The 23750-nt window shown below is 64.3% G+C and carries 21 protein-coding genes and 1 riboswitch; of the genes, 6 read left to right on the top strand and 15 right to left on the bottom strand.

The window, feature by feature from the left end:
* Positions 1 to 6: 6 nt before the first annotated feature.
* Complete coding sequence (gene ppc / locus J2X57_RS05200) at positions 7 to 2712, bottom strand: phosphoenolpyruvate carboxylase (RefSeq protein ID WP_309864649.1); 2706 nt, start codon at positions 2710 to 2712, stop codon at positions 7 to 9.
* 95 nt (positions 2713 to 2807) lie between these two features.
* Positions 2808 to 2889, top strand: a riboswitch (S-adenosyl-L-homocysteine riboswitch).
* Positions 2890 to 2908: 19 nt separating this feature from the next.
* On the opposite strand from ppc, the gene ahcY reads away from it, so the two are divergent.
* Positions 2909 to 4339, top strand: coding sequence for an adenosylhomocysteinase (gene ahcY, locus J2X57_RS05205; protein WP_309864653.1), 1431 nt, complete (start codon positions 2909 to 2911; stop codon positions 4337 to 4339).
* Between the two features lie 50 nt (positions 4340 to 4389).
* Here the strand turns inward: ahcY and J2X57_RS05210 are convergent, their stop codons facing one another.
* On the bottom strand, positions 4390 to 4881 hold the full coding sequence (locus J2X57_RS05210; protein ID WP_309864657.1) for a DUF4232 domain-containing protein: 492 nt from the start codon (positions 4879 to 4881) through the stop codon (positions 4390 to 4392).
* A 129-nt stretch (positions 4882 to 5010) separates the two neighbouring features.
* Here J2X57_RS05210 and metF point away from each other — a divergent pair, with 129 nt between their 5' ends.
* Positions 5011 to 5832: a methylenetetrahydrofolate reductase [NAD(P)H] gene (metF, locus tag J2X57_RS05215; RefSeq protein WP_036110335.1), complete on the top strand. Its 822-nt coding sequence runs from the start codon at positions 5011 to 5013 to the stop codon at positions 5830 to 5832.
* Positions 5833 to 5891: 59 nt separating this feature from the next.
* Positions 5892 to 6929: a CDP-glycerol glycerophosphotransferase family protein gene (locus J2X57_RS05220; RefSeq protein ID WP_309864661.1), complete on the top strand. Its 1038-nt coding sequence runs from the start codon at positions 5892 to 5894 to the stop codon at positions 6927 to 6929.
* 3 nt (positions 6930 to 6932) lie between these two features.
* Here J2X57_RS05220 and J2X57_RS05225 read toward each other — a convergent pair whose 3' ends face one another.
* Positions 6933 to 7721: a glycosyltransferase family 2 protein gene (locus tag J2X57_RS05225; RefSeq protein ID WP_309864664.1), complete on the bottom strand. Its 789-nt coding sequence runs from the start codon at positions 7719 to 7721 to the stop codon at positions 6933 to 6935.
* A 123-nt stretch (positions 7722 to 7844) separates the two neighbouring features.
* Between J2X57_RS05225 and J2X57_RS05230 the strand changes: the two genes are divergently transcribed.
* Entirely contained in the window at positions 7845 to 8372 is a 528-nt protein-coding gene (locus J2X57_RS05230) for a DUF4124 domain-containing protein (RefSeq protein WP_309864667.1), read from the top strand.
* A gap of 85 nt (positions 8373 to 8457) precedes the next feature.
* Entirely contained in the window at positions 8458 to 9375 is a 918-nt protein-coding gene (locus tag J2X57_RS05235) for a branched-chain amino acid transaminase (protein WP_036110328.1), read from the top strand.
* A gap of 59 nt (positions 9376 to 9434) precedes the next feature.
* Here J2X57_RS05235 and J2X57_RS05240 read toward each other — a convergent pair whose 3' ends face one another.
* From J2X57_RS05240 to J2X57_RS05285, 10 genes are all read right to left on the bottom strand, one after another.
* Positions 9435 to 10310, bottom strand: coding sequence for a hypothetical protein (locus J2X57_RS05240; protein ID WP_309864669.1), 876 nt, complete (start codon positions 10308 to 10310; stop codon positions 9435 to 9437).
* An 11-nt stretch (positions 10311 to 10321) separates the two neighbouring features.
* Entirely contained in the window at positions 10322 to 11842 is a 1521-nt protein-coding gene (locus tag J2X57_RS05245) for an esterase-like activity of phytase family protein (RefSeq protein ID WP_309864672.1), read from the bottom strand.
* The gene (locus J2X57_RS05250; RefSeq protein WP_309865705.1) at positions 11842 to 14154 is read right to left on the bottom strand and encodes a TonB-dependent receptor; all 2313 of its coding nucleotides are present in this window, start codon (positions 14152 to 14154) and stop codon (positions 11842 to 11844) included. Before J2X57_RS05250 ends, J2X57_RS05245 begins: the two co-directional genes overlap by 1 nt.
* Positions 14155 to 14366: 212 nt before the next feature.
* The gene (locus J2X57_RS05255; protein WP_309864675.1) at positions 14367 to 15263 is read right to left on the bottom strand and encodes a hypothetical protein; all 897 of its coding nucleotides are present in this window, start codon (positions 15261 to 15263) and stop codon (positions 14367 to 14369) included.
* Between the two features lie 21 nt (positions 15264 to 15284).
* Entirely contained in the window at positions 15285 to 15491 is a 207-nt protein-coding gene (locus J2X57_RS05260) for a hypothetical protein (RefSeq protein ID WP_079520450.1), read from the bottom strand.
* Between the two features lie 287 nt (positions 15492 to 15778).
* Positions 15779 to 17062 (bottom strand): HAMP domain-containing sensor histidine kinase, encoded by a 1284-nt coding sequence (locus J2X57_RS05265; protein WP_036110319.1) that lies wholly within the window; start codon positions 17060 to 17062, stop codon positions 15779 to 15781.
* On the bottom strand, positions 17046 to 17732 hold the full coding sequence (locus J2X57_RS05270) for a response regulator transcription factor (protein WP_036110317.1): 687 nt from the start codon (positions 17730 to 17732) through the stop codon (positions 17046 to 17048). Before J2X57_RS05270 ends, J2X57_RS05265 begins: the two co-directional genes overlap by 17 nt.
* 195 nt (positions 17733 to 17927) lie before the next feature.
* Positions 17928 to 18863, bottom strand: coding sequence for a 30S ribosomal protein S6--L-glutamate ligase (rimK, locus tag J2X57_RS05275; RefSeq protein WP_309864681.1), 936 nt, complete (start codon positions 18861 to 18863; stop codon positions 17928 to 17930).
* Positions 18860 to 19309, bottom strand: a complete 450-nt coding sequence (locus tag J2X57_RS05280; protein ID WP_036110314.1) for a RimK/LysX family protein — start codon at positions 19307 to 19309, stop codon at positions 18860 to 18862. The genes rimK and J2X57_RS05280 overlap by 4 nt, the downstream gene beginning before the upstream one ends.
* Before the next feature lie 186 nt (positions 19310 to 19495).
* Complete coding sequence (locus tag J2X57_RS05285; RefSeq protein WP_090352722.1) at positions 19496 to 20803, bottom strand: MFS transporter; 1308 nt, start codon at positions 20801 to 20803, stop codon at positions 19496 to 19498.
* 134 nt (positions 20804 to 20937) lie between these two features.
* Here J2X57_RS05285 and J2X57_RS05290 point away from each other — a divergent pair, with 134 nt between their 5' ends.
* Complete coding sequence (locus J2X57_RS05290; RefSeq protein ID WP_309864687.1) at positions 20938 to 22806, top strand: DUF1302 domain-containing protein; 1869 nt, start codon at positions 20938 to 20940, stop codon at positions 22804 to 22806.
* Positions 22807 to 22827: 21 nt separating this feature from the next.
* Here J2X57_RS05290 and J2X57_RS05295 read toward each other — a convergent pair whose 3' ends face one another.
* Together J2X57_RS05295 and J2X57_RS05300 are read right to left on the bottom strand one after the other, a co-directional pair.
* On the bottom strand, positions 22828 to 23430 hold the full coding sequence (locus tag J2X57_RS05295) for a hypothetical protein (RefSeq protein WP_309864689.1): 603 nt from the start codon (positions 23428 to 23430) through the stop codon (positions 22828 to 22830).
* On the bottom strand, positions 23427 to 23708 hold the full coding sequence (locus J2X57_RS05300; protein WP_139382627.1) for a hypothetical protein: 282 nt from the start codon (positions 23706 to 23708) through the stop codon (positions 23427 to 23429). Before J2X57_RS05300 ends, J2X57_RS05295 begins: the two co-directional genes overlap by 4 nt.
* Positions 23709 to 23750 lie beyond the last annotated feature (42 nt).

Here is a 23750-nt window from a genome sequence, read left to right on the forward strand (position 1 = left end):
TGTGAATCAACCCGTGTTCTGCAGACCCTGCGACACGCCGTTGACGCAGGCCACGAGTGCGTTGAGCAACGCATCGTCCTTGCCTTCGGCGGCACGCCAGCGTCGCAGCAGGTCGACCTGCAGAAGGCTCATGGGGTCCACGTACGGGTTGCGCAGACGGATCGAGGTCGCCAGACGGGGATCGCCGGCCAGCAACTCCGAGGCGCCCTTGAGCTTCAGCACCCAGGCCACGGTCCGCTCGAACTCGGCGCGGATCATGGGGAAGAACCGTTCGTGGAGCGGCCCGGCCAGCTGCGAGAACGCTTCGGCGATGTCGATGTCGGCCTTGGCCAGCACCATCTCGACGTCGTCCAGCATGGTCGAGAAAAACGGCCACTCGCGGGCCATGTGGACCAGCGCCTCTTCGCCGCACTCCTTCGCCACCACATCGAGCGCGCCACCGAGGCCATACCAGCCGGTGAGCACCGCACGGCACTGCGTCCACGAAAAGACCCAGGGAATGGCGCGCAGATCTTCCACGCCCTTCATGCTGCGACGACGCGCCGGACGCGACCCGAGCGTCATGCGCTCGATGACGTCGATGGGCGTGGCACCGCGGAAGTAATCGACGAAGCCCTCCGTGTCCACGAAGGCGCGGTACGCCTTGCGGCTCTCGTCCGACAGGCGGGCCATGACGTCCTTCCAGCCGGCCTCGCGCGCTTCGGTCTCACGCGGCCGCAGCGAGGCACGCATGACCGCACCGAGTGTCTGCTCGAGATTGCGCACCGCGAGTGCGCGAATGCCGTACTTGCGGTGGATGACCTCGCCCTGCTCGGTAACGCGCAACACGCCACCGACCGAGCCGCGCGGGGACGCCATCAGAGCGGGCGTGATGCGCGACCCACCCCGGCTGGCCGAACCGCCACGACCGTGGAAAAAACCGATCCGGATACCCGCCTTCGCTGCGACGTCGAGCAGTTCGACCTGCGCACGCTGCAGGCTCCACTTGGAGGCGACCGTACCGCCGTCCTTGCCGCTGTCGGAGTAACCGAGCATCACCCACTGGCGATCGCCGCGTGCCTTCAGATGGGCACGATAGACGGGATCGTCCAGCAGTGCCTGCAACGTGGTCGCGCCACCGGCGAGGTCGTCGATGGTCTCGAACAGGGGTGCGACATCGAGCGGCACGCGACCGTCTTCGAGCAGGCCACCACGGCGTGCCAGCGCGAGTACGGCAAGTACGTCCGCCGCGGTTTCGGCCATGCTGATGATGTACAGGCCGGTCGCTTCGGTACCGTAGCGCGTGCGCGAATCGGCCAGCGTCGCAAACACGTCACGCAGCATGCCCGCGGCTTCATGGTCCTCGCCGGCGACGAAGCTGCGCTCACCCGCCGCGTACGGACGCAGGGCTTTCACCCGCGCATCGGTATCGCGACCCGACCAGTCCGCATCGTCGAGCAGAGCCGACAGGGCTTCGTCATGCACGCGCGCGTCCTGGCGCACATCCAGACGCGCGAGATGGAAACCGAACGTCCGCGCACGCCAGAGCAGGCGGCCGACGGCATACGCACCCGCGTGCCTGCCGTCGTGCTGAACCAGGCTCTTTTCGATCAGGGCGATATCGTCGATGAAGGCGTCCGCATCGGGGTACGACTGCGCCTGCTCATGCAGCGTCGCTTCGAGTCGCGCCGCGACGAAGGCGAGAAAGGTGCGATACGGCATGTCCGCGTGGCGCGGACGGATCCTCGCCGCGGCCTCGGGCAGGTCCTCGCGATACGTCTCCAGACGACGCACCAGCGTATCGTCGAGCGTCACGCGATCGTCGGTCTGGCTGAGCAGGCGACCGAGCGCCGCCACGTCCTCCAGATAGCGCTCGAGGACCAGCGCGCGCTGCGCGGACAGCGTCGCGGCGATGGTCTCGGCGTTGACGTTGGGATTGCCGTCCATGTCGCCGCCCACCCAGGTGGCGAAGCGGAGCACCCGCGGAAGGGTCAAACCTTCGCCGTAGGTCTCGTCGATCGCCTGCTGGAGCGATTCGTACAGGGCCGGCAGCACGCGGTAGATCGGCCGCGCGATGTAGAAGCCGACATGATCGAACTCGTCCTGCACGCTGGGGCGGACCGGCGACGCTTCCGCCGTCTGCCAGCCCGACGACAACGCCATCAGGATGCGCGCATCGTCATCGCGTCGTTCCTGCGGGGTACGCGTGGGATCGAACTCGTCGACCAGCGCACGGACGATCTCCTGCTCCTTCTCGAGCAGCGAACGGCGCACCGCTTCCGTCGGGTGGGCGGTGAACACCGGCTCGACATCGAGACGGTCGAGCAAGGCACGCAGTTCGTCGCGACTCACGCCACCCCCTTTCAGGCGCGCCAGCACGGCGGCAAGCGATTCAGGCTGGGGCGCACCGCCTTCGCGCTGATAGTCGCGGCGGCGGCGGATACGGTGCACGCGCTCGGCGGTATTGACCGCCTGGAAGTAGGTGGCGAAGGCACGCGCCAGGGATTCGGCGTCGGCCGGGTCGAGGCCCGTCAACGGGTCGGCCAGGGCGTCTACCGCGGCGCCGCTGCGGCGGCGGTGGATCGCGGTGGTGCGCACATGCTCGACGCGGTCGAAGAAGGGCTGGCCGCCCTGCTCCGCCAGCATCTGACCGACGAGGGCGCCCAGTCGGCGCACGTCCTCGCGGAGGGGGTCGTCGTGGGGCAGGAATTCCGGATCGCGCGCAGCTTCCATCGGAGTCTCACGTGGGGTCGAAACCCTGAGAGTACCTAAAAAGATGTGTTCATCCCTGCATTCGGATTCCGCGATATAATCGGAAAACCGTTTTGCCCGCCGAGGGGCGCTGCGACCATGGGTCCGACCCATAGGCCAGGCTCGGCGCGGCGTCCCACCAAACGGCGCCCCCGTGAAACTTCCGGAGCTACGCCAGATGAACGCCGTTACCAAGATCAACGATGCCGACGACTTCAAGGTCCGCGATATCTCGCAGGCCGCCCTCGGCCGCCGTCGCATCCACATGGCCGAAGAGGAAATGCCGGGCCTGATGCAGATCCGCGCCCGCTACGCCAGCGAGAAGCCGCTCAAGGGCGTCCGCCTTTCGGGCTCGCTGCATGTCACCAAGGAAACCGCCGTCCTTGCCGAGACCCTGCGCGAGCTCGGCGCCTCGGTGCGCTGGGCCTCCTGCAACATCTTCTCGACCCAGGACGACGTCGCCGCGGCCCTTGCCGACGGTGGCCTGCCGGTGTTCGCCTGGAAGGGCGAGTCGCTGGAAGAGTACTGGGAGTGCACTCTCGACATGCTGACCCACCCGGGTGAGCTCGGCCCGCAGCTGATCGTCGACGACGGTGGCGACGCCACGCTCTTCATCCATAAGGGTGTCGAGCTCGAAGACGGCAGCGACTGGGTCAACACCCCGAGCGGCAACCACGAAGAGCAGGTCATCAAGGACCTGGTCAAGAAGACCGCCGCCGCGCGTCCGGGCTGGTTCAAGAAGGTCGCCGCCGAATGGCGCGGTGTCTCCGAGGAGACCACCACCGGCGTGCATCGCCTGTACCAGCTGGCCGAAGCCGGCAAGCTGCTGGTCCCGGCCATCAACGTCAACGACTCGGTCACCAAGAGCAAGTTCGACAACCTCTACGGTTGCCGCGAGTCGCTGGCCGATGGCATCAAGCGCGCCACCGACCTGATGGTCGCCGGCAAGGTCGCGGTCGTCTGCGGCTACGGTGACGTGGGCAAGGGCTGCGCGCACTCGCTGAAGGGCTTCGGCGCCCGCGTCATCGTGACCGAAATCGATCCGATCAACGCCCTCCAGGCCGCGATGGAAGGTTTTCAGGTCACCACGATCGAAGACACCCTCGGCCTCGGCGACATCTATGTCACCACCACGGGCAACAAGGACATCATCACGCTCGAGCACATGGCTGCGATGAAGAACAACGCCCTGGTCTGCAACATCGGCCACTTCGACAACGAGATCCAGATGGATCGCCTGAACGGCGCGAAGGACGTCACCCGCGAGACGATCAAGCCGCAGGTCGACCGCTACACCTTCGCCAAGGGCAACAGCATCTACATGCTGGCCGAAGGCCGCCTGGTCAACCTCGGTTGCGCCCACGGCCACCCGAGCTTCGTCATGTCGAACAGCTTCTCCAACCAGACGCTGGCGCAGATCGACCTGTGGAAGAACAAGGACACCTACGAGAAGACGGTGTATCGCCTGCCCAAGAAGCTCGACGAGGAAGTCGCCCGCCTGCACCTCGCGCAGATCGGCGTGAAGCTGACCGTGCTGACTCAGGACCAGGCCGACTACATCGGTGTGCCGGTCGAAGGTCCGTACAAGCCGGATCACTACCGCTACTGATCGGCTGCGTTATCGCAAACGACGAAGGCGCCCCGCGAGGGGCGCCTTTTTTATTTTTTCACCGACAGGGGCGGCTGCTCGACCGCCGCCGGCGCGTCCCCCGGCGCACAGATGCGACCACTCGCCAGGCCCTCCACGAGCGCCTTCGCACCGTAGCGCACGCCCACCCGGGCGATCGACACACAACGACTGTCGTCGTAAACCTCGCCACTGACCCAACGCAACGGCGTCGAGGCTTCCGCGCCGGGCGCCAGCCGTACCGGCAGCACCACCGGACCGGGATGCATCCCAGCCGGCGCCTTACGCTCCGTGGCGAGGGTCTTCCCGTCGGCGTCCAGGAAGATCACCGTCGGCAGTCCCGGCAGCAGGCAGTCGGAGGAGCCCGTATTGCGCACGATCAGACGGGTGCCGCCGTGCGACATGCCGTTGAAGTTGCCGTTCTCGCCGTCCGTTCTCAGCGCCAGCGATTCCGCGCGGCAGGGGGACGCAGGGACGGTTGCGGGAGCGGCGGCGAGGGCGGTCATCGCGAGCAATGCGAGCATGGGTTGCCTCCTTGGGGGAGGCTCCGTTGTAGGAGGAAACGCTTGAACGCGGCTGCAACGGCGATTTAGCCATCTTTCCATCTGGATGGAAAGATATATACTCGGAACACCTTTCAGGGATCCGCGTCCATGCCGGCCATCAGCTTCGAGTTCTTCCCGCCCAAGACCGACGAACAGCGCGATCAGCTCGACGCCGCGGTCAGCCGTCTCAAGGGACGCGGGCCGGACTACGTGTCCGTGACGTTCGGCGCGGGCGGCTCGACGCTCAGCTACACCGACGACACGGTGAAGCGGCTGCGTGCGGATCACGGGCTCTCGGTGGCCCCTCACCTCTCCTGCATGGGCGGGACGAAGGCGGAAATCGGCGCGCTGCTGGATACGTACAAGGCATCAGGCTGCCGACGCATCGTTGCGCTGCGCGGCGACCTGCCCTCAGGCATGGCGACGCCCGGCGACTTTCGCTACGCGGCGGAACTGGTCGGCTTCATCCGCGAACACAGCGGCGATCATTTCCACATCGAAGTCGCCGCCTACCCCGAAACCCATCCCCAGGCCGAGAATGCCCTGGCCGATCTTCGCCATTTCAAGACCAAGGTGGACGCAGGCGCGGACGGCGCCATCACGCAGTACTTCTTCAATGCCGACGCGTACTTTCGTTTCGTCGACGACGTGACCCGCCTCGGCGTCAAGGTGCCGGTCGTTCCGGGCATCATGCCGATCGCGAACTTCAGCCAGCTGCGTCGGTTCTCGGAGCAGTGCGGCGCGGAGATTCCCCGCTGGATCGTCAAGCGCATGCAGGCGCATGGCGACGATGCCGCCGCGGTGCGCGAGCTCGGCGCCGATGTGGTCGCGGAGCTTTGCCGTCGACTGCTCGAGGGCGGCGCGCCGGGTCTGCACTTCTACACGATCAACCGCGCGCGCGCGACGACGTCGGTACTCGATCGCCTGTAGAGCCCGGCGAGCGGCGGGTCTTCTATACTCGAAGCCTTCGAGCTCATCAGGAATCCCGCATGCGCGCATGCGTCATGTTCGCCACCGAAACCTATGCCTTGCCGATCCTGAGGCCACTGGCTGCGGCGGCGGTGGCGCGTGGCGTCCAGGTTCGCTGGCTGGTGACCGACGCGGTGGCGCAGCGACTGACCGTCGATGAGCAGCGCCTGCGCAACATGGCCGACATACGCGCCTTTTCGCCGGATGCGACATTCTGCGCGGCGAACTGGGCGCCCCCCGGTGTCCCCGGTCTCAAGGTCCAGGTATTCCACGGTTTCAACGCCAACAAGCGTGAGCCTGACCGCGGGCATTTCGCCATTCGTGGGTTTTTCGACCTGTATACGACGCAAGGCCCGGCGACCACGCTTCCGTTCGAAGCGCTCGCCAGAGACCACGGCCATTTCGCAGTGGTCGAAACCGGCTGGCCCAAACTCGATCCCTTGTTCGCCGGGAACGTCGCCCATCCGATCGAGCGCGACGCACGGCCACTCATCATGTTCGCCTCGACGTTCAGCCACCGACTGAGCTGCGCACCGGCGATGCTCGACACGCTGCGCACACTCATCGCGCGTAACGACCGCCAGTGGTTGCTGACGCTTCACCCTAAATCGGATCCCGGGCTGATCCGCGCCTACCAGGCGCTCGAGGCCTCCAATGCGCGCTTCATGGACTCGGAACGCCTGGTCGATATGGAGCGCGCCTCCGACATGCTCGTGTGCGACACGTCGTCGGTGATCCACGAATTCGCGGTACAGAACAAACCCGTCGTCACCATCGCCAACCGTCGGCCCGAGCCTTTCATGCTTGACGTTGCCACGCCCGGCGACGTGGACGCGGCCATCGATCTCGCGCTTTCGAAGCCGCCGTCACTGATGGCGGCGATCCAGGCCCATGGTGACGACATCCATCCCTACCGCGATGGCCGCTCCAGCGAACGCGTGCTCGACGCGACGGATGCGATGATCGCCGCCGGCAAGGCGAAACTGCACCGCAAGCCGCTCAATCTGGTCAGACGCTACAAGGCGTGGCGCGACCGCGCGTCGCTGTTCCCGGCCTGATCCTCAGGGCTTGAAACCTTTCTGCAGCAGATACTGCTTGAGATATTTGCGGCGCACGTACTCGACACGAAGCAGCGCATAGACAAGACCGCGCCACCCGTCGAGAAAGCCGCCGCGGAAGACGTAGCCTTTGAGGAAACGGAACATCGGACTCAACACGATCTGCGCGAGCCCGGTGCGCTTGTTTTTCGCGAAGGCTTCTTCCGCCATCAGGTGCGCGTAGCGTTCCTGCTTGGCAAGCATCGCCGACAGCGAGCGGTATGGATCGTGATCCAGCCAACCGTCGATGGCGCGCGTCTCGCCTCTGACGACGACGGATTCGTGAATCTCCCGCGCGCCGTGCCAGCCGGCCTTGCGGCGGTCGAAAAGACGCACGACACGATCCGAGCCCGCATTGCCGTACCTCATCACCTTGCCGAGGAAGCGGTTGCGGCGAACGATGCGAAAGGCGGCCGTATCGCCGAAGCCCTCGGCAAAACGTTTCTCCATGGCCGCGCGCAGGCCAGGGTCGACGCACTCGTCAGCATCCAGGCACAGGACCCATTCGTGCCGGGCGGCAGCGACGGCAAAGTCCTTCTGCGTGCGAAACCCGTCGAAGGGGCGATGAATCACCCGGGCACCCGCGGACTCCGCGAGGGCCACCGTGTCGTCGGTCGAGCCGCCATCCACCACGACCAGATCGTCGCAGAACGACGCCGAGGTCAGGCAGGCGACGATGCGATCGGCTTCATTCTGCGCGATGACGCAGACGGAAATCGGCAGACGCGCGGCGTCGGGGGAGCGCTGGGCCATGGACTCGGTGGGGGGCTTGAGAAGCGCCTACTCTACCAAACCGGGGCCGCGGCTCCCGATAGCGTGCTCGCCGTCACCCTCCGTGGAGTCGCCGTCACCGATGATGGCGCACCCCGACCATGCGTGCCTGCCGTGATCCGCGCCCTCCTTCTGCTGGCCCTGCTTCTGATCGCCCTCCCCGCTTCGGCGCAGACGGAGATTCACCGTTGCGTCGGCGCCGACGGGCGTCCCGCGTTCAGTGACCAGCCCTGCGCGAGCATCGGCGCGACATCCGTGCTGCCGCCTGCCAATGCCCCTGCCGTCGCCTCGACCACGGGCGATTCGGCGGCCGGTCCGTCCGGCCCGTCGGCCGGACTGCTCTGCGCGAAAAACCTGGCCGACCTGCGCCAAGCGATAAGCCAGGCGTTTGCGACCCGCAATGCCAACCGCATCGGCGGCCTGATTCTCTGGAATGGTTCGAGCCAGGGCGCCGTCGATGGCATCCGCGGAATCGAGTCGCTCATCCGGCAACCGCTGGTCGCACTCGAGGGCAACGAAGCCAGCGGCATCGACGCCGTGACCTTATCGCCCGGGGCCGACGCATCCACCCGCCGGGCACATTTCGACGTGGTGCGCGACGCGGGTTGCCTGTGGCTGCGGCCACCCGCCTGAGCCCTCCGGACGCGTACTGACGCAACGCGCCATGTGACCCGGGCCGCCACCCGCTATCATGAGCGGTCCCCTCCGGAGCGCTCACATGTCGCAGAACTACCCCGAATGGATCTGGCAAAACGGGCAGATCAAGCCCTGGCGCGATGCCACTGTCCATGTCATGGCCCACGCGCTGCACTACGGATCCTCGGTGTTCGAGGGTATCCGCAGCTATGAGACGCCGGATGGCGCGGCCATCTTCCGCCTTACGGATCATCTCAAGCGCCTGTATCTCTCGGCGAAAATCTACGATATCGAGATTCCGTACCCGATCGACGAACTGGCCGCCGCCTGCCGCGACGTCGTCAAGAAGAACGATCTTCGCGCCGCCTACCTCCGTCCGGTGGCCTTCCGCGGCCTGGGTGGTTTCGGGCTGTCTGCCGACTGCCCGACCGACGTCGCCGTGGCGACCTGGCCGATGGGCCCCTACCTCGGACCCGAGGCGCTCGAAAACGGCATCGACGCCTGCGTTTCCAGCTGGCAGCGTTTCGCACCCAACACGATTCCGGCAGGCGCCAAAGCCGGCGGCAACTATCTGTCGGGTCAGCTGATCGCGCGTGAAGCGCGTCGCCTCGGCTTCGGCGAAGGCATCGCGCTCGCCTCGTCGGGCCTGCTCAGCGAAGGCGCCGGTGAGAACCTGTTCCTGGTGTTCGACGGTGCGCTGCATACGACGCCCGCCAGTGCCTCCATCCTCACCGGTATCACCCGCCACACGCTGATGACCCTCGCACGCGAGGAAGGCATCGACGTGATCGAACGGGACCTGCCGCGCGAGTACCTGTACCTCGCCGACGAGATCCTCATGTGCGGTACCGCCGCCGAAGTCACGCCGATCCGCTCGGTCGACGGCAAGAAGATCGGCACCGGCAAGGCCGGCCCGGTCACGCGTCGTCTGCAGGAGCTCTTCTTCGGCCTCTTCAGCGGCAAGACCGCCGATCGCTGGGGCTGGCTCGAGAAGCTTTGATGCGTCGCGCGCAAGGCGCGCTCCTACCCTTGTAGGAGCGCGCCTTGCGCGCGATTTCTTCAGTTGCAGAAGCCGTTCGGGAACGAGGACGAGCGATAGGCGTACAGCCAGCTCGTCTTGCCGCCATCGTTGGCGATGTTCCAGTTGTTACCGATCGAACCCAGTGCGGTGTTCAGCACCTGCGAGCGCTGCAACACCGGCGTGGTGAAGTACTTGTCCTCGTCCGCTTCGACGCGGAACGACAGCTCGGCCAGTGCGGGCGTCGCCGCACCGTCGATGTACCACAGGGTCAGTGCGAACTCCGCCTTCGACTGTCCGAGATCCGATTCCGGACCGTCGTATTCCTGCTGCGTCACCATGACGCCGGCCACCTTCGACAGCGTCGACGACGAAAGCGACGACAGCGCCGAGGCACCAGGGAACTGCTTGATGAGATCCGCCACCGTAGCCGGCGTCGTCGTCGCGTCCTGCTTGGTCGAATGCGCGAGCACCAGACTACCGGGCGTCACATCGGTTTCCAGCTTCGTCGACGTGTTCTTGCCCGCGCCGGAGACGTCGGTCCAGTACGAGAGCTCTTCGTCCGGGTGACGGAACTTGAACTGGATGTCCGAATGGTCGCCGGCACGCGTGCGGACCGAGTAGCCGGCCTTCATCAGCGAACAGCTTTTCGCCGTGTCGTAATAGGCCAGCGTATCGCGGTCGCCGGCGCTGAAGTTTCCGGTGACGGTCTTATCGAAGCCGAGCGCACTGAGACGCGTCGAGAGGTTCTGCAGCAGCGTCGCCGCAGCCGTCGATGGATTGCTCGCGAAGCGCGAGGGGTCGATCAGCACCTTGTACTCCTTGCTGTCGACGTAGGCCGGGGTATTGGCGTGGCTGGCGACGGAGCCCAGCAGGAGGCTCGCCGAGAGCAGCGAGAGAACCGTACGTTTCATCATGCGCGTGACCCTTACTTGTGGTGAGGAGCGGTGTTGGAACGCATGCCCGGCAACGTCAGCCGGTACACGAGGATGCGATTGTCGTTATCGATGTCGGAATCGCAGCGCTGGCCATCCATGACGCAGTGCTTCGCGATGAAGTCGTTATCGTTGCCGACCAGCAGGAACCAGTCGTCCGGATGCGACGCGTCGAGCGCGGGAACGAGGTCCATCGCTTCCCACTTCTCCGAAATTTGCGTCTTGCCCGACTCGCCGGCCTGGATGCCCAGACCGAAGCGTGCGAGATCCGCCGGATCGAGCAGGTTGATGAATGACTTCCACGTGACCGCGCGAATGTCGGCACGCAACACACCGCCCTCGCCCAGCACGGAGGCCGTGCCCGTCTCGTAGAGGGTGCCGGCGAGGTTACTGGCATCCGTCGTGTCGACCAGCAGCACGCTCTTGAAGACGATGGGCTTGCCGCCGTCCGCACCGTACCCACTGCCGTCGCGCGCGAGCATCAGGAAGCGGTGATTGTCCAGCACACGGATCTCGCTCTGCGCGGCCGTCCGGTTGGGAGCCCCTCCATGCCCGGTGTCGTCGTAGGAAGGCAGGCGAACGACGTAGTGGCCGATGGGCGATTTCGGTACCGCCGAGTGGCTGACGTCATAAACGAGTACGCGGGTCAGCGTGCGCCCGGACGCATCGCCGGGCGCGCTGTCCTGCACGAGGGCACTCTGCAAGACGACGAAGAGGCGCGTGCCATCCGGTGACAGTGCCATGCCCTCGACACCCTGATTGTTGCGCCGCCCCGAGGCCGGCGGCATCAGCGACGTAAAGTCGGGCCGACCCTGCGCATCGAGCGGACGCACCGCCTTCGGCGGCACGAGGATCCCCGTCAGCTTGCCCTGCCTGTCGAAGCGATAGACGTTGGCCGCGTATTCGTCGCCGATGTAGAAGCCGCCGTCGCGGGTGAACTGCAACGATTCCGCATCGAGCGAGATTTTCCCGGCGCCGATCCCTTTCTCCGGCGACGGCAACACGATGCCGTGCTCCTTGCGCAGGCCCCCGGCAGGCTCGGCACCCGTGAACGGCTTGCCGGTGAAATCGCGCAACTCGCGACCGCCATCGACGGCGAAGGAGACCGTGCCCTTCCCGGGGTCGGCGCCGTCGGTCGAAGGGAGCGTCATCGTGAAGCGGAACCGATGCAGGCGCCCGCGATAATCGAAGAAGACGTTGTGCTCGGGGTCGTTACGCCCCCGGTCCGGCAACGTCCACAGCACGCCGGTGTACGTGTCGCCTTCCCGCTGCCATGTGCCCGGTTCGATCGAGAGCGACGAGAACGACCCCAGCGTGTCGCCGAGGAAATCGATCGTCCCCGCCGGAAGCGACCCGGCGGCGACCAGTCCCCGATCGAAGTAGGTCGTGCCGCCGACGTCGACGCTGCGAGGCAGCGGCGTCGAGGCCAGGTCGGGCACACGCACTTCGAGGGTTTGTGCCAGCGCCCCGCCGTACAGAGCCATGGCGGCGATTCCGGCGATCAGGCGACGCATCAGAAACGCACGTCCAGCGTCGCGAACAGCTGACGGGGCGCCGAAGCGTGGAACACATAGGCCGTACCTGCCGGGTCGCTGGACACGAAGGCGCTCGAATCCAGGTTGCTCGCGTAGCGCTTGTCGGTCAGGTTGGTCACGTTGAGCGTCAGGCGAATGTCTTTCGCCACCGAGAACGCGCCAAAGTCGTAACCGGCCGACACGTCCCACGTGGTGAAGCCACCGAAGCCCTGATCGTTGGTGTAGGTATAGAAGCGCTCACCGGTGTACTTGCCACGCAGCGAGGCGAACCAGGGGCCCTGATTCCAGTCGATCTGCGTCGCGAAGAGCTTGGTCGGCGTATCGGTCTGGATCTTGCCGCGGGTGTGCTGCACGACGCCCGCCTGCGTGTAGTCGCCGGCGTAGGTCGAGCGGTTATACGACGCGGAGTTGTACCAGCGCAGGTTGCTGGTCGGCTGCCAGACAAAGGTGGCTTCGACACCGCGGCTGTTCACCCCGCCCACGTTGTAGAAGCGGTTACCGCAGGTGGGACCGACTGGCTGACGCGAGTCGCATGGATTGTACTGAAGGAGACGATTGTCGAAACGCACGTTGTACGCCGCCAGCGACGCGGCGAAATCGTCGCGCTCCAGGCGGTAGCCCGCCTCCAGGCTGCGCGACTTCTCGGGCTTCAGATCGCCCTGACTGTTCCAGATCGACTGACTGACCGCCTGCGGGCCCAGCTTGAAGCCACCCTGGAACATGGCGATGTTCTTCGAGAAGCTGGCGAACACTTCCTGGCCCTCGGCCAGCTTGTAGCGCGCACCGAACTGCGGCAACAACGCCTTGCTCGCACTGAGCTTGCCCGTGGCGAACTGGTTGTTCGACGCTGGGTTGATCGGCGTTTTCGCCTCGCCCGGAAGCGCGTGCGCGTCCGACGTGACGTGAGGGCTCTTTACGCCGACGTCTACGGTCAGAGCATCGTCGAGGAAGCGCATCGTGTCCTGCAGGAAGGCCTGACGCGTATTCCACACGGTCCGCTGGTCGAACACACCCAGGTCGGGCTGTGTATCGACAGGTGCGCTGAGGTCGCGCGGACCCGTCACGTAGCTGCTGTAGCGCGACGCGCTGGAGACGTTGTGCTCGTACCAGACACCGCCTTCGAGGTGATGGTTGGCGAAGTCCCACGCGGCGGAAAGAATCGCCCCCGAGCGGTTGATGGTGTACAGCGTGTTGCGGAAGATGATCGGCAACTGCCGTGCTGTGCCCGGATACGAGTACGTACCGCTGTTCCAGTTATGCCCCTCACCCGCATCCTCGTGGTGATAGACCTGCGCATGGATGGTCACCGAGTCGCTGGGAAAGAAATCGCCGGCGAGGTAATAGAGGTCGTCGCTACGCAGGATCTGGCCCGCCGTGAACGCGCCGTCCGCATCCGTATCCGCGCCGCTGCGGTCGCAACGGCTGGCGTTGAACGTGGCGGCGTTGCAGTAGGCCTTGCCGAGCGCACGCTGCCAGTTCGGGGCCGAGCCGCCCCAGTCGTAGCCGAGGCCACGCGCCAGCTCGCTCTTCGACAGGTAGAAGTAATCCGCCTGCGAGGTGCGCGAGGTATCGGCGAAGCCGGTGAAGTGTGCCCAGTCGAAGTCCCACACGGCCTTGCCATTGAACTGCTTGGTCGTCGACCCGTTGTATGCGCTCTGGTTGTTCCAGAGGTCCGACGTGGTGCGCGCGCCCGAGAGGTACATCGAGAAACCGTTGTATTCGCCCGTGTCGAAGCGCGCGTACGTACGGCGGTTGGCGTCACTGCCGATGGTCTGCGACACGCGGCCGCCCATCGTCTTCAGCGGATCGTTCGAGCTGTAAGCGATGGTACCGCCCAGGTTGCTCGTCGACGGCGTGCCGAGGTTGCCGATACCTTCGGAGAGTTCGGCACCGGCGAAATTCTCGGAGATCAGCGCGCGGTTGATCGAAAGACCGTTGTAGTTGTTGTAGGCACTGTCGCCGAGGGGCAGGCCATCCAGCGTGTAGCCGAGGCGCGTGCCGCTGAAGCCTCGCAGACTCAGCGTCATCGACTGCTCGTTCGTACCCAGGGCATCGGCCGACTGCGCATTCACGCCTGGCAGCGTGTTCAGTACCTTCTGCAGGCTGGTGCCAGGCGGCAGCGCCTTCTGATCGGCCGTACGCAAGCGCTGCACCTGGCGTGTCTCACCGGTACCGATGACGGATACGGTATCGAGGTCCTGAACCTTCTCACGTTTGCTGGCGGTGCCAGTCGTATCGGCCGATGACGTGGTATCGGTTTCCGACGCGTAAGCAACGGAAGCGAAGGCCATGCCGAGGGCGACGGCCAGAACGGTGTGCTTGAACAAGGGACGGCATCCTTACTTGCGCGGGCACGCTGCGGCAAGCACCTCCCCTGAGGGCCGCCCATCACGTGCCGTGAAGCCATGGATACTCGGACAGAAAAATGAAAGCTTAGTGACAGCCTTGGTTACAGCACTCACTCTGTATCAAAACTGATACGTAGCAAACACCTATTGGAAGTTCACGACAAGTCGTTGTCTTCACCCTTGGGAGCTTCGGACGGTGCGTCGTCGGGAATCAAGAATGATGCAAACGCATCCTCATCGAACAGATTTGCCGATTCCACATCATCGATGCATACTGTTTTGATAAACCGATTGAGATCCAATCGATAACCGCCATTGGTCGAGCCATCAATGTAGTCGTAGGTCGCTTGATAGTTTGTCGTTGGTACGACGCCCAGTGTGTCCTTGTCTCTGTACCCGCTCCAGGCAGGAAGCATGGTGAGATACGATTTCACTTCTGCCCGCATAGGCAGCGCGAACTGAATATAACCGACGTAAACCTTACGATTCTTCAAGCAAAGCATTACCGGCTCAGGATCGGCGCGATCTGTATTCACAGCGTAGTTAGTTGATTCGGAAACAACGCCTGGAAGAGCTTTGGATACCAGCTTCTGAACTTTATGCCAGGCAAACAGCCCCAAGATCAGTTGCCTCCATGGGTGGCGGCGTTCTCTGTCGCTGGGACTCACTGGGTACGCACTGTGGAAGAGGACTTCCTCAAGCTTGTTGAATTGTCCTGCCGCGTAAAGCCATAAAGGTGCCCGCGCCTTTGTCCAAGTTCGATTGAACCAAGATCGGAAAACGAAACCCAAAAAAAAGGCAAGTATGGCCGTGCCGATTCCAGGGAAAGGAATCACGTCATGCAAGACGATCGAAGAACGACGGCCGATATCGGTAAGTGCGACAAAATACGATATGACGCGGGCAACTACTAGAAGAAAAGCTCCCGCCACCGCCGACAGAAACAACATGTGTTCTTTCGGATGCCGCGACGCCCAGTAGCAGCAAAGATAGGTGTGATTGACGAAAATATAGCCGCCCAAGAGCGGCAAGATCAACTGATTGAATGGCATGGCTTCCTGCCTGTTCCTACGCTATTTTTTTGCCCGAACCAGACGGGACGCAGCCTTTTTTTGCGCAAACGCGGAGTTCGTCAACTCACGGAACCGCTCAAGCCCCTCCTTTGTCTTGAGAAATTTCTCCATGTCGACCGACATGCCATTGCCCTCGAATCGGACGTATGAATTCTTCGTCGACACGAAGTATCCCTTACCTTCGAGGTTCTTTTTAGTGGCCGTCATCGGGTGCCTCCTCAAATTGCAGCGCTGCTACCACGGCTTAAAGTCTACGCTCAATCTGCCGAAACAGAAGATACCGTAGCCGCGTATCGGTCAGCGAAAGGCAGCGTATCTATATCGGCCTCTTTACTGAAGTCCCTACGCACGACAGTACTCGACGGGCTTGCGTAACTATCGAGTCATCACAGGCCGACATCACGTCAGGCGCGGGCTCAAAAAGATTCTGTTAAAAAAGTGCTAACTTTTTCATTGACTGTCGCCCCTAGACGGAATCGTGACCGTTATGCAACTTAGCGGAAATCGATCGTCGAGATGGCGCCCGCCATGTCGGGGCGCGGACGCAACGAGACGTCCCAGCCGTAGAGTTCACACAGGCGACGCACGATGGCCAGGCCAAGGCCCGCACCGCCGCCCGTCGCGCTCTCGCCGCGGATACCGCGCTGGAACAGCTTCTCGGCATCCTCCGGCTTGATGCCCGGGCCCGTATCTATCACATCGACGCGGCCGTCGAGCACGCGCACCGTGACCTTGCCTTCCATCGTGTACTTGATCGCGTTGCCGATCAGGTTGGTGAGTGCGACCGAGAGGACCGAGGCCGGCGCATTCACCGTGACGCTGCCGTCGGACACCAGCTCGATCTCGATCGGCTTGCCGCCCATCTGCGGGCGCTGGCTCTCGATCACATCGGATGCGACCCTGGCCACGTCGGTGGTCTCGCCACGCGTCGGGCCCCGGCGCTCTGCGCGGGACAGGAGCAACAGGGCCTCGATCAGTTCCGTCGCCTGACGCGACGCGCGCTCGATGCGCTTGAGCCGCTCGCGCAACTTGTCGGTCATGTCCGGCGAGCCCTGCAGCAGCTCGGTGGTGCTGGCAATCACGGCAAGCGGCGTGCGCAGCTCATGACTGACGTCGGAGTTGAACTCACGATCGCGCTCGACCACCGAGGTCAGACGCATGGCGTATTCATCGAGTGCTACGGCCAGCTCACCGACTTCGTCGTCGGCGAAATGCGGCGCCAGCGCCTCGGCTTTGCCGACACGACGGAAATCACGCAAACGCTTCGCCAGATCGGTCACGGGGCGCAACACGCGCGAGGACAACCACACGCCGAGCACCAGCGAGAACAGGCCGAACAGAAACACCGCGGCGATCACGCTGATCACGAGCTGCCGCTTGCCCAGCTCGTCACGCGACACGTCGAACTGCACGAAGCTGATGATGCCCTGCTCGTGACGGACGCCCACCTTGTAATGCCGCGGCTTACCGTCAGGGCCGGTCTCATAGAGATCGTGCACGCCGGTTTCCAGAGGCTGCCAGGTAAGAGGTGCCTTGTAGATCGTCCGGTCGCTATACGTGGCGGCCTTGACGATTTCGATCTCGGGACGCTTGTCCGGATTCGCGCGCACCTTCGCGTTGAGCGAATCGACCTCGTCCTGCAACGCGGAGTTGATCAGCTGCTCTTCGACGCGCGTACGGATGTTGATCGCCGCGTACGCGAAAAGCGCGCTCAGCCCGAGACCGAACAGCGTGAAGGTGACTACCAGGCGGAAACGAAGCTTACGTCTGGACCGCATCCGGATCGACCATGCGATAGCCAATACCGTGACGCGTGTGGATCAACGGTTTTTCGAAGGGTTTGTCGATCGCCGCACGCAGGCCATGGATATGCACACGCAGGGAATCGGAATCAGGGAGTTCTTCGCCCCACACGCGCTGTTCGAGATCCTGGCGCGTCACCACGGACGGGCTGGCCTCCATCAACGCCTGCAGCAGCTTGAGGCCGATCGGGTTGAGCTGGATCGACTTGCCTTCACGACTGACCGTGAGTGTGTCGAGGTTGTACGTCAGGCCGCCGACCTTGAGGACGCGACTCTGCGGACCCTTGCCACGACGGGCCAGGACCTCGAGGCGTGCCGCCAGTTCCTGCAAGGCGAACGGCTTGGTCATGTAGTCGTCCGCGCCGGACTCGAACCCGGTGAGCTTATGCTCCAGCGAGTCGCGTGCGGTCAGCATCAGGACCGGGGTCTGCTTGTGCGCCTCGTGGCGCAATTTCTTGGCGACATCCAGGCCATCCATGCCTGGCAGGGTGAGATCCAGCACGATGACGTCGAAGTCGTGGACCACGGCGAGATGCAGGCCGGTCACGCCGTCGCCGGCGAAATCGACCACATGGCCGCGGTCTTCGAGGTAATCCCCGATGTTCGTCGCGATGTCGGTGTTGTCTTCGATGACCAGGACGCGCATGCGGCACTCCGTTGGGCGGTCGCTTTTGGAATCTTATGAGTATTGCGACAGCAAGCTTAACGGGGATTCCGTGAAGCGGACAGCACTAAAAGAGAGGCCCGGGCGGAAAAACCGCCCGGGCCGAAAGAACTACTGCCCCGATACCGTCACCCCGCGTCGCGGAATCACAGTGGGACCTTTATAGGGGACCGGCGTTTAAATCGCTGTTAATCCCTTGGGCGCCTTGGGCTTGCGAGCTTTGGGCGCGACCGGGCGCGAGGCCAGGCGCTGCTCGCAGTGGGCGATGATCGCACCGGCCACGTCCACGCCGGTGCTGCCCTCGATGCCTTCGAGGCCGGGCGAAGCGTTGACCTCCAGCAGGAGCGGACCACGGGACGAGCGCAGCAGATCGACGCCCGCCACCTCCAGGCCCAGGGCCGACGCCGCCTCGATCGCCACCCGTCGCTCATCGTCGGACAGCTCGACCTGGGCGGCCGAGCCGCCCCGGTGCAGATTGGCCCGGAACTCACCCGGTGCCGAGGAGCGCTGCATCGACGCCACCACTTCGTTACCGACGACGAAGCAGCGCAGGTCGCTGCCGTTGGCCTCGCGGATGAACTCCTGGACCAGGAAGTTGGCGTAGAGGCCACGGAAGGCCTCGATCACGCTCTGCGAGGCCGAGCGCTTCTCGGCGAGCACCACGCCGGCGCCCTGCGTGCCTTCGTTGAGCTTGATGATGTGCGGGGGGTCACCCAGCATCGCCAGCAGGTCGGAGGTATCGTCCGGGTTGTCGCCGAAGGCGGTCAGCGGCATGTCGATGCCGCGGGAGGCCAGCAGCTGCAGGCTGCGCAACTTGTCGCGCGCGCGCAGCACGGCGTCCGACGGGTTCGGCGAGTACACGCCCATGAGCTCAAGCTGGCGCAGCACCGCCGTACCGTAGAAGGTGCTGGAGGCGCCGATCCGCGGGATCACGCAGTCCACGGGCCCCAGCGGCTTGCCCTTGAAGTGAATGGCGAACGACCCCGGCGAAATGCTCATGTAGCAGCGCAGGGGATCGATCACGCGCACCGTATGGCGGCGTTTGCGCGCGGCCTCCACGAGCCGCTGCGTCGAGTACAGCCGCGCGTTGCGCGACAGGATGGTGAGCTTCATGGATGGTCCCGGACGACGCGGCGCGGCGTCTGCGAATAGGAAAGCGCGGGATCGACCAGAAAGCGCCCGAAGAGCGCGGTCCGGCCGAGCAGAAGAGGAAACAGCATGTGTCGGCGGTCGGTCAGATTGACCTCCGCGACGAAGCGCTGGCCGGCCAGTTCGATCTCGGCCTCGATGAACCAGCGCGTGGTCCGATGACCGCCGGAGTCGGTGACCGTACGCCGCCCGGTGGCTTTGGCCTCGCAAGGCTCCGACAAACCGCCGCGGCGGGTGGTACGGACCTGAAAACGCAGCCACGAACCGTCCGCGCGCTCCTCTTCCTCAAGCCACTCCACGTGCAGCGACGAGGTACGCGCGCCCGTGTCGAGTTTGGCCTTGAGGACGGAGACGCCGAGCGACGGAAGTGCGAGCCGTTCGCGCCAGCCAAGGGTGATGACATCAGTCATGGGTCTGGAGCGACGGTATGGGGGACGACGGGACCGGGGGAACGATCCGGACTGCCGCGACGACATGTCGCGATAGCGAAAGCATGCCGAACCCCGAACCCGCGCGCAACTGTGACGGCGCCTCCGTGGAGAGACGCCGCCGTCACCGCCATGAAATCGACGTGAAGGCTTCCGGCCGCGCCGTCGTCAGTCGGCGCGGACGCCGCGCTGTCCGGCGATCATGTAGATCGACGCCGCTACACCGACCAGCGACACGATGGCGACGTAATGCGCGGGCCCGATGCCGCCGACACCTTTGGCCAGATAGCCGACCAGCACGGGCGTGGCGGCGCCGGCAATGGCGTAGGCGACGTTGTAGGACACCGAAATGCCCGAGAAGCGGATCGGCGCGGGGAACGACGCCACGAGGACCGCGGGCACGATGCCGGCGACACCGGCGAAGGCACCGGCAATGGCGTAGAGCGGATAGAGATGCGCGCCGCCCGCCTGGAGATCGAAATACAGCGCATAGGTGCTCAGCATGAGACCCAGCGAGGCGATCAGCATGGCTGTACCACGGCCAAGCCAGTCGACCAGCAGACCGCCGCCGATGCACCCGACGCAGAGCGTGAACGCACCGATGCTGCCGCCGGTGAAGGCGCGCGCCGGATCGATATGGAAGGCCGTCTGCATGAGGGTCGGGGTCAGCAGGATGACGACCACGATGGCGGCGGTGAGCACCCAGGTAACCGCCATCGACAGCAGCACGCCCGGCAGATGGTCACGTACGACCACCCATGCCGGCAGTTCTTCCGACAGCTGCTTGCGCTCGCGCATCCGCGCGAAGACCGGTGTTTCGCTGAGCCAGCGGCGGAGGTAGACGGCGACAAAGCCGAACACGCCACCCAGCACGAAGGCGATGCGCCACCCGTGGTCCATCAGCGCTTCGGGCGTCATGTGGGCGTTGAGGTAGGCCGCGAGCAACGAGCCGATGAGAATGCCGAAGGTCAGGCCGGCCGACAGGCTCGCCACCGCAAGACCCTTGCGATGCGCGGGCACGTGCTCGGACACGAACACCCAGGCACCCGGCACTTCGCCACCGATCGCGATGCCCTGGACGACACGCAGCAGGGTCAGCAACACGGGGGCGAGAACACCGATGCTGGCATAGGTCGGCAGCGCACCGATGAGCAGGGTCGGTACCGCCATCAGGAACACGCTGAGCGTGAACATGCGCTTGCGGCCGATACGGTCACCGAAGTGAGCCATCACGATGCCGCCGAGCGGGCGTGCGAGATAGGCGACGGCAAACAGGCTGAAGGCCTGAAGCTGCGCCAGCCAGTCGGAGCCGCCCGGCGGGAAGAAAAGATGCCCGATGGTCTTCGCGAAGTACACGAAGATCACGAAGTCGTAGAACTCGAGCGCGCCACCGAGCGCGGAGAGAATCAGCGTCTTGGCATCGCCGCGGTCGAGTGGACGGCGGTCGATGGTTTCATCTGAAAGTGTTGCGCTCATGAGTGGTTTTCGATCGTCCCGCGGGAGAAAAAGGCGATGTGCGACGAAAGTCGCACACGACGGACGTCCAGACGTCTTGCGTGCAATATAGCTGCCATGTCTAGAATGCCGTCAAGTTTTTAACGGAATAGCCGATGCATCCACGTCGATGGATCTTCGCCGTGGCGTCGCTCACGGCCCTCTCCGCCTCCGCACTGCACGCGACCGATTTCCGACTCGCCGATGGGGAGGTCCAGGGGACACTCAAAACGCGGGTGGTCGCCGGCGCCGGCGAGCGCCTGAATGACCCGTCGAAGCATCTCGTCGGCAAAGGCTTCCGCTCCGACGGTAAGCCGAAGGGCGGCGATGGTGCGGACACGGCTGACGACGGCAACCTCAACTACGGCAAGGGCGATATCTACTCGAGCCTGTTCAAGGTTACCAGCGCACTGGACCTGAAATACAAGAACGTCGGTATCGTCGCCAGCGCCCGGGCATGGTACGACAACACACAGGAAAACCACGACGTACCCCAGGGCAGCGGCGCCAGCGCGTTCGCCGCCGATCGGCCGCTGGACGATCATGGACTGTCGAAGTCCAACCGCTTCTCCGGCTTCATGTGGCTCAACGCGTATGTCTACGGCCACTTCGCACTGGACGACGAAAGCGCACTGGACCTGCGCCTCGGCAAGCAGACGGTCAAGTGGGGCGAGGGCCTGTTCATGCAGGGCGTCAACCAGATCAATCCGACCGACTACACGACGCTGCACCGCCCGGGGACGGATCCCGCCACCGAAGCGCAGCTTCCGGTCGAAATGCTCTGGGGCAAGCTCACGATCGATCCGCACTGGAGTGTCGAAGGCTTCTACCAATGGAAGTGGCGCCCCTCCGAACTCGATCCCTGCGGCACCTTCTTCTCGGGCACCGACCTCGGCATCGATCCGGGCTGCGGCGGCATCGAGAGCAACGCGTATTACCCGCTCAATGCGTATAGCCCCGGTGCTGGCCAGTGGCTCAGCGACGGCTACCAGAATTCCGTCGGCGGCGTGCTGCCCCGTGCCAGTACGCTCGACGGTCGCGACCACGGTCAGTACGGTGCCACGCTGCGCTACACCTTCGATCGTCCGGCGACGAACATCGCCGCGTATTACCTGCGTTACAACTCACGCAACCCCATTCTCGATGCGACCACCATCGACGCCTCGCAACAGAACAACGGGGTGATTCCGCTACTGGTCGCCGCGGGCGCACCGCTCGCCGACGCGCAGTTGTCCGCACGCCTGTCCTCGATTCATGTGTTGTGGGAATACCCGGACGACATCCGTCTCTGGGGCCTCTCCGGCAGCACCATGCTCGGCAAGTGGAAGGTGGCCGGTGAGGCCAGCTACACGAAGGACCTGCCCGTGCAGATCAATACCGCCGACATGTTCGCGGCACTGACCCGCAGCGGCGGACCGATCGGTGTGCGCAACACGCTGATTCCCTCGGGCGGGACGCTGCTCGGCTACGACCGCTACGACCGCACGCAGCTGCTGTTGAACACGACGCGCGCGTTTACCGGCGTGCTGGGCGCGAGCGGCGCGACCCTCGCGGCCGAGCTTGCCTATAGCCATACCGACCTGCCGAGCCTGACCGATGTGCGCTACGGGCGTGGCTTCCACTGGGGTTTCTCCAGCGAGGGTTTCGTCAACACCTGCACGGCGATCGTGAACCCCGCGGGGTGTCATAACGGCGGGTATTACACGCGGTCCGCATGGGGTTATCGCGTCAAGGGCGCGCTCACCTATCCGGTCGCGCATGGCTGGGTGCTGTCGCCAAGCCTGGGCATCGGTCAGGACGTGCATGGCTACTCGGTCGACGGGCAGCTGGTCGGTGGACGCAAGCAGGCGACGCTCGGCCTGGGCGCCACGCTCGACAAGACCTGGTTCGCCAACCTGACGTATACGAACTACCTGGGACATCCCACGTACGACACGCTGGCCGACCATGACTTCGCCACGCTGTCGATCGGAGCGAATTTCTGAGCGGCGCGATCCATCGGACTATCAGGCCTTCATGACTTCGCAAAGCGCGATCAGCTCCTGGAGGCGACGCGCTTTCGTCCGACGGACGAGGTCCGCGGCGATCTTGCCGATGAGCGCCTTGACCAGCTGGGTCTTCGACAAGCCTGTTTCGTTCATGACGTAGTCGACCTTTGCGTTCGCTTGCTCGGAGAGCTTGAACGAGAGTCGCCGGTTCGGACCGGACGCAGACTGCTCGGCGCCTCCCGCCAGCCCGACCAGTTCAGCCATGGCTTCATCTCCCCGCGCGTAGCGGTGAAGGTAGTACATGAGCAGTCGCTTGCGGAATTCCTTGCTTGCCTCGGTATCGACGAGGGATACGGCGGCGTCGAGCGTGTCCACATAGGATGCGGGAAGACTTGCTTCGAGCGGCCCCGTCGAGCGACGGCGTGATGCCGCTATAGCGGGAACCGATTGCGGCGGAACCAACAGGACTTCGCTGCAGACGTCGCAGATTCCCGCCAGCACGTTACGAGCCATGCCTGAGCCATCGGAAAAAGGAACATCCCGGTAACGGTAGGTCACCGTCACTCGGCCATCGATATCACAGAGGGCCGGCTCGGTATCGCCCTGATGAAGAATTTTCATGACTTCTCCGTCCTGTGCACACTGAGCAGATCGACTGCTCCTTCGAAGAAATAGAACTTGATGTACCAACCGCCGCTGACGATCACGTGCACGTCGATGTCGGGTTGCCGATGGTGCGGTGTCACCCGATGCTCGGTGCCCCGGGACCCCATGAGGATCAGAAGCAGGTCTTCGAGATCGAGCTCGCCCGTATAGAAGACATTTTTCGAGTCAAGGGAGGCACGATGGGCGATGCGATATCGGCCCTCGATCAACGCAAGCAACACCTGCCGTTTCACGTCCTTGTATCCCACTGCACACGCCCCAGAGTATACGAAAGG

The sequence above is a fragment of the Luteibacter sp. 1214 genome (assembly GCF_031455395.1).
Lineage (GTDB): Bacteria > Pseudomonadota > Gammaproteobacteria > Xanthomonadales > Rhodanobacteraceae > Luteibacter > Luteibacter mycovicinus.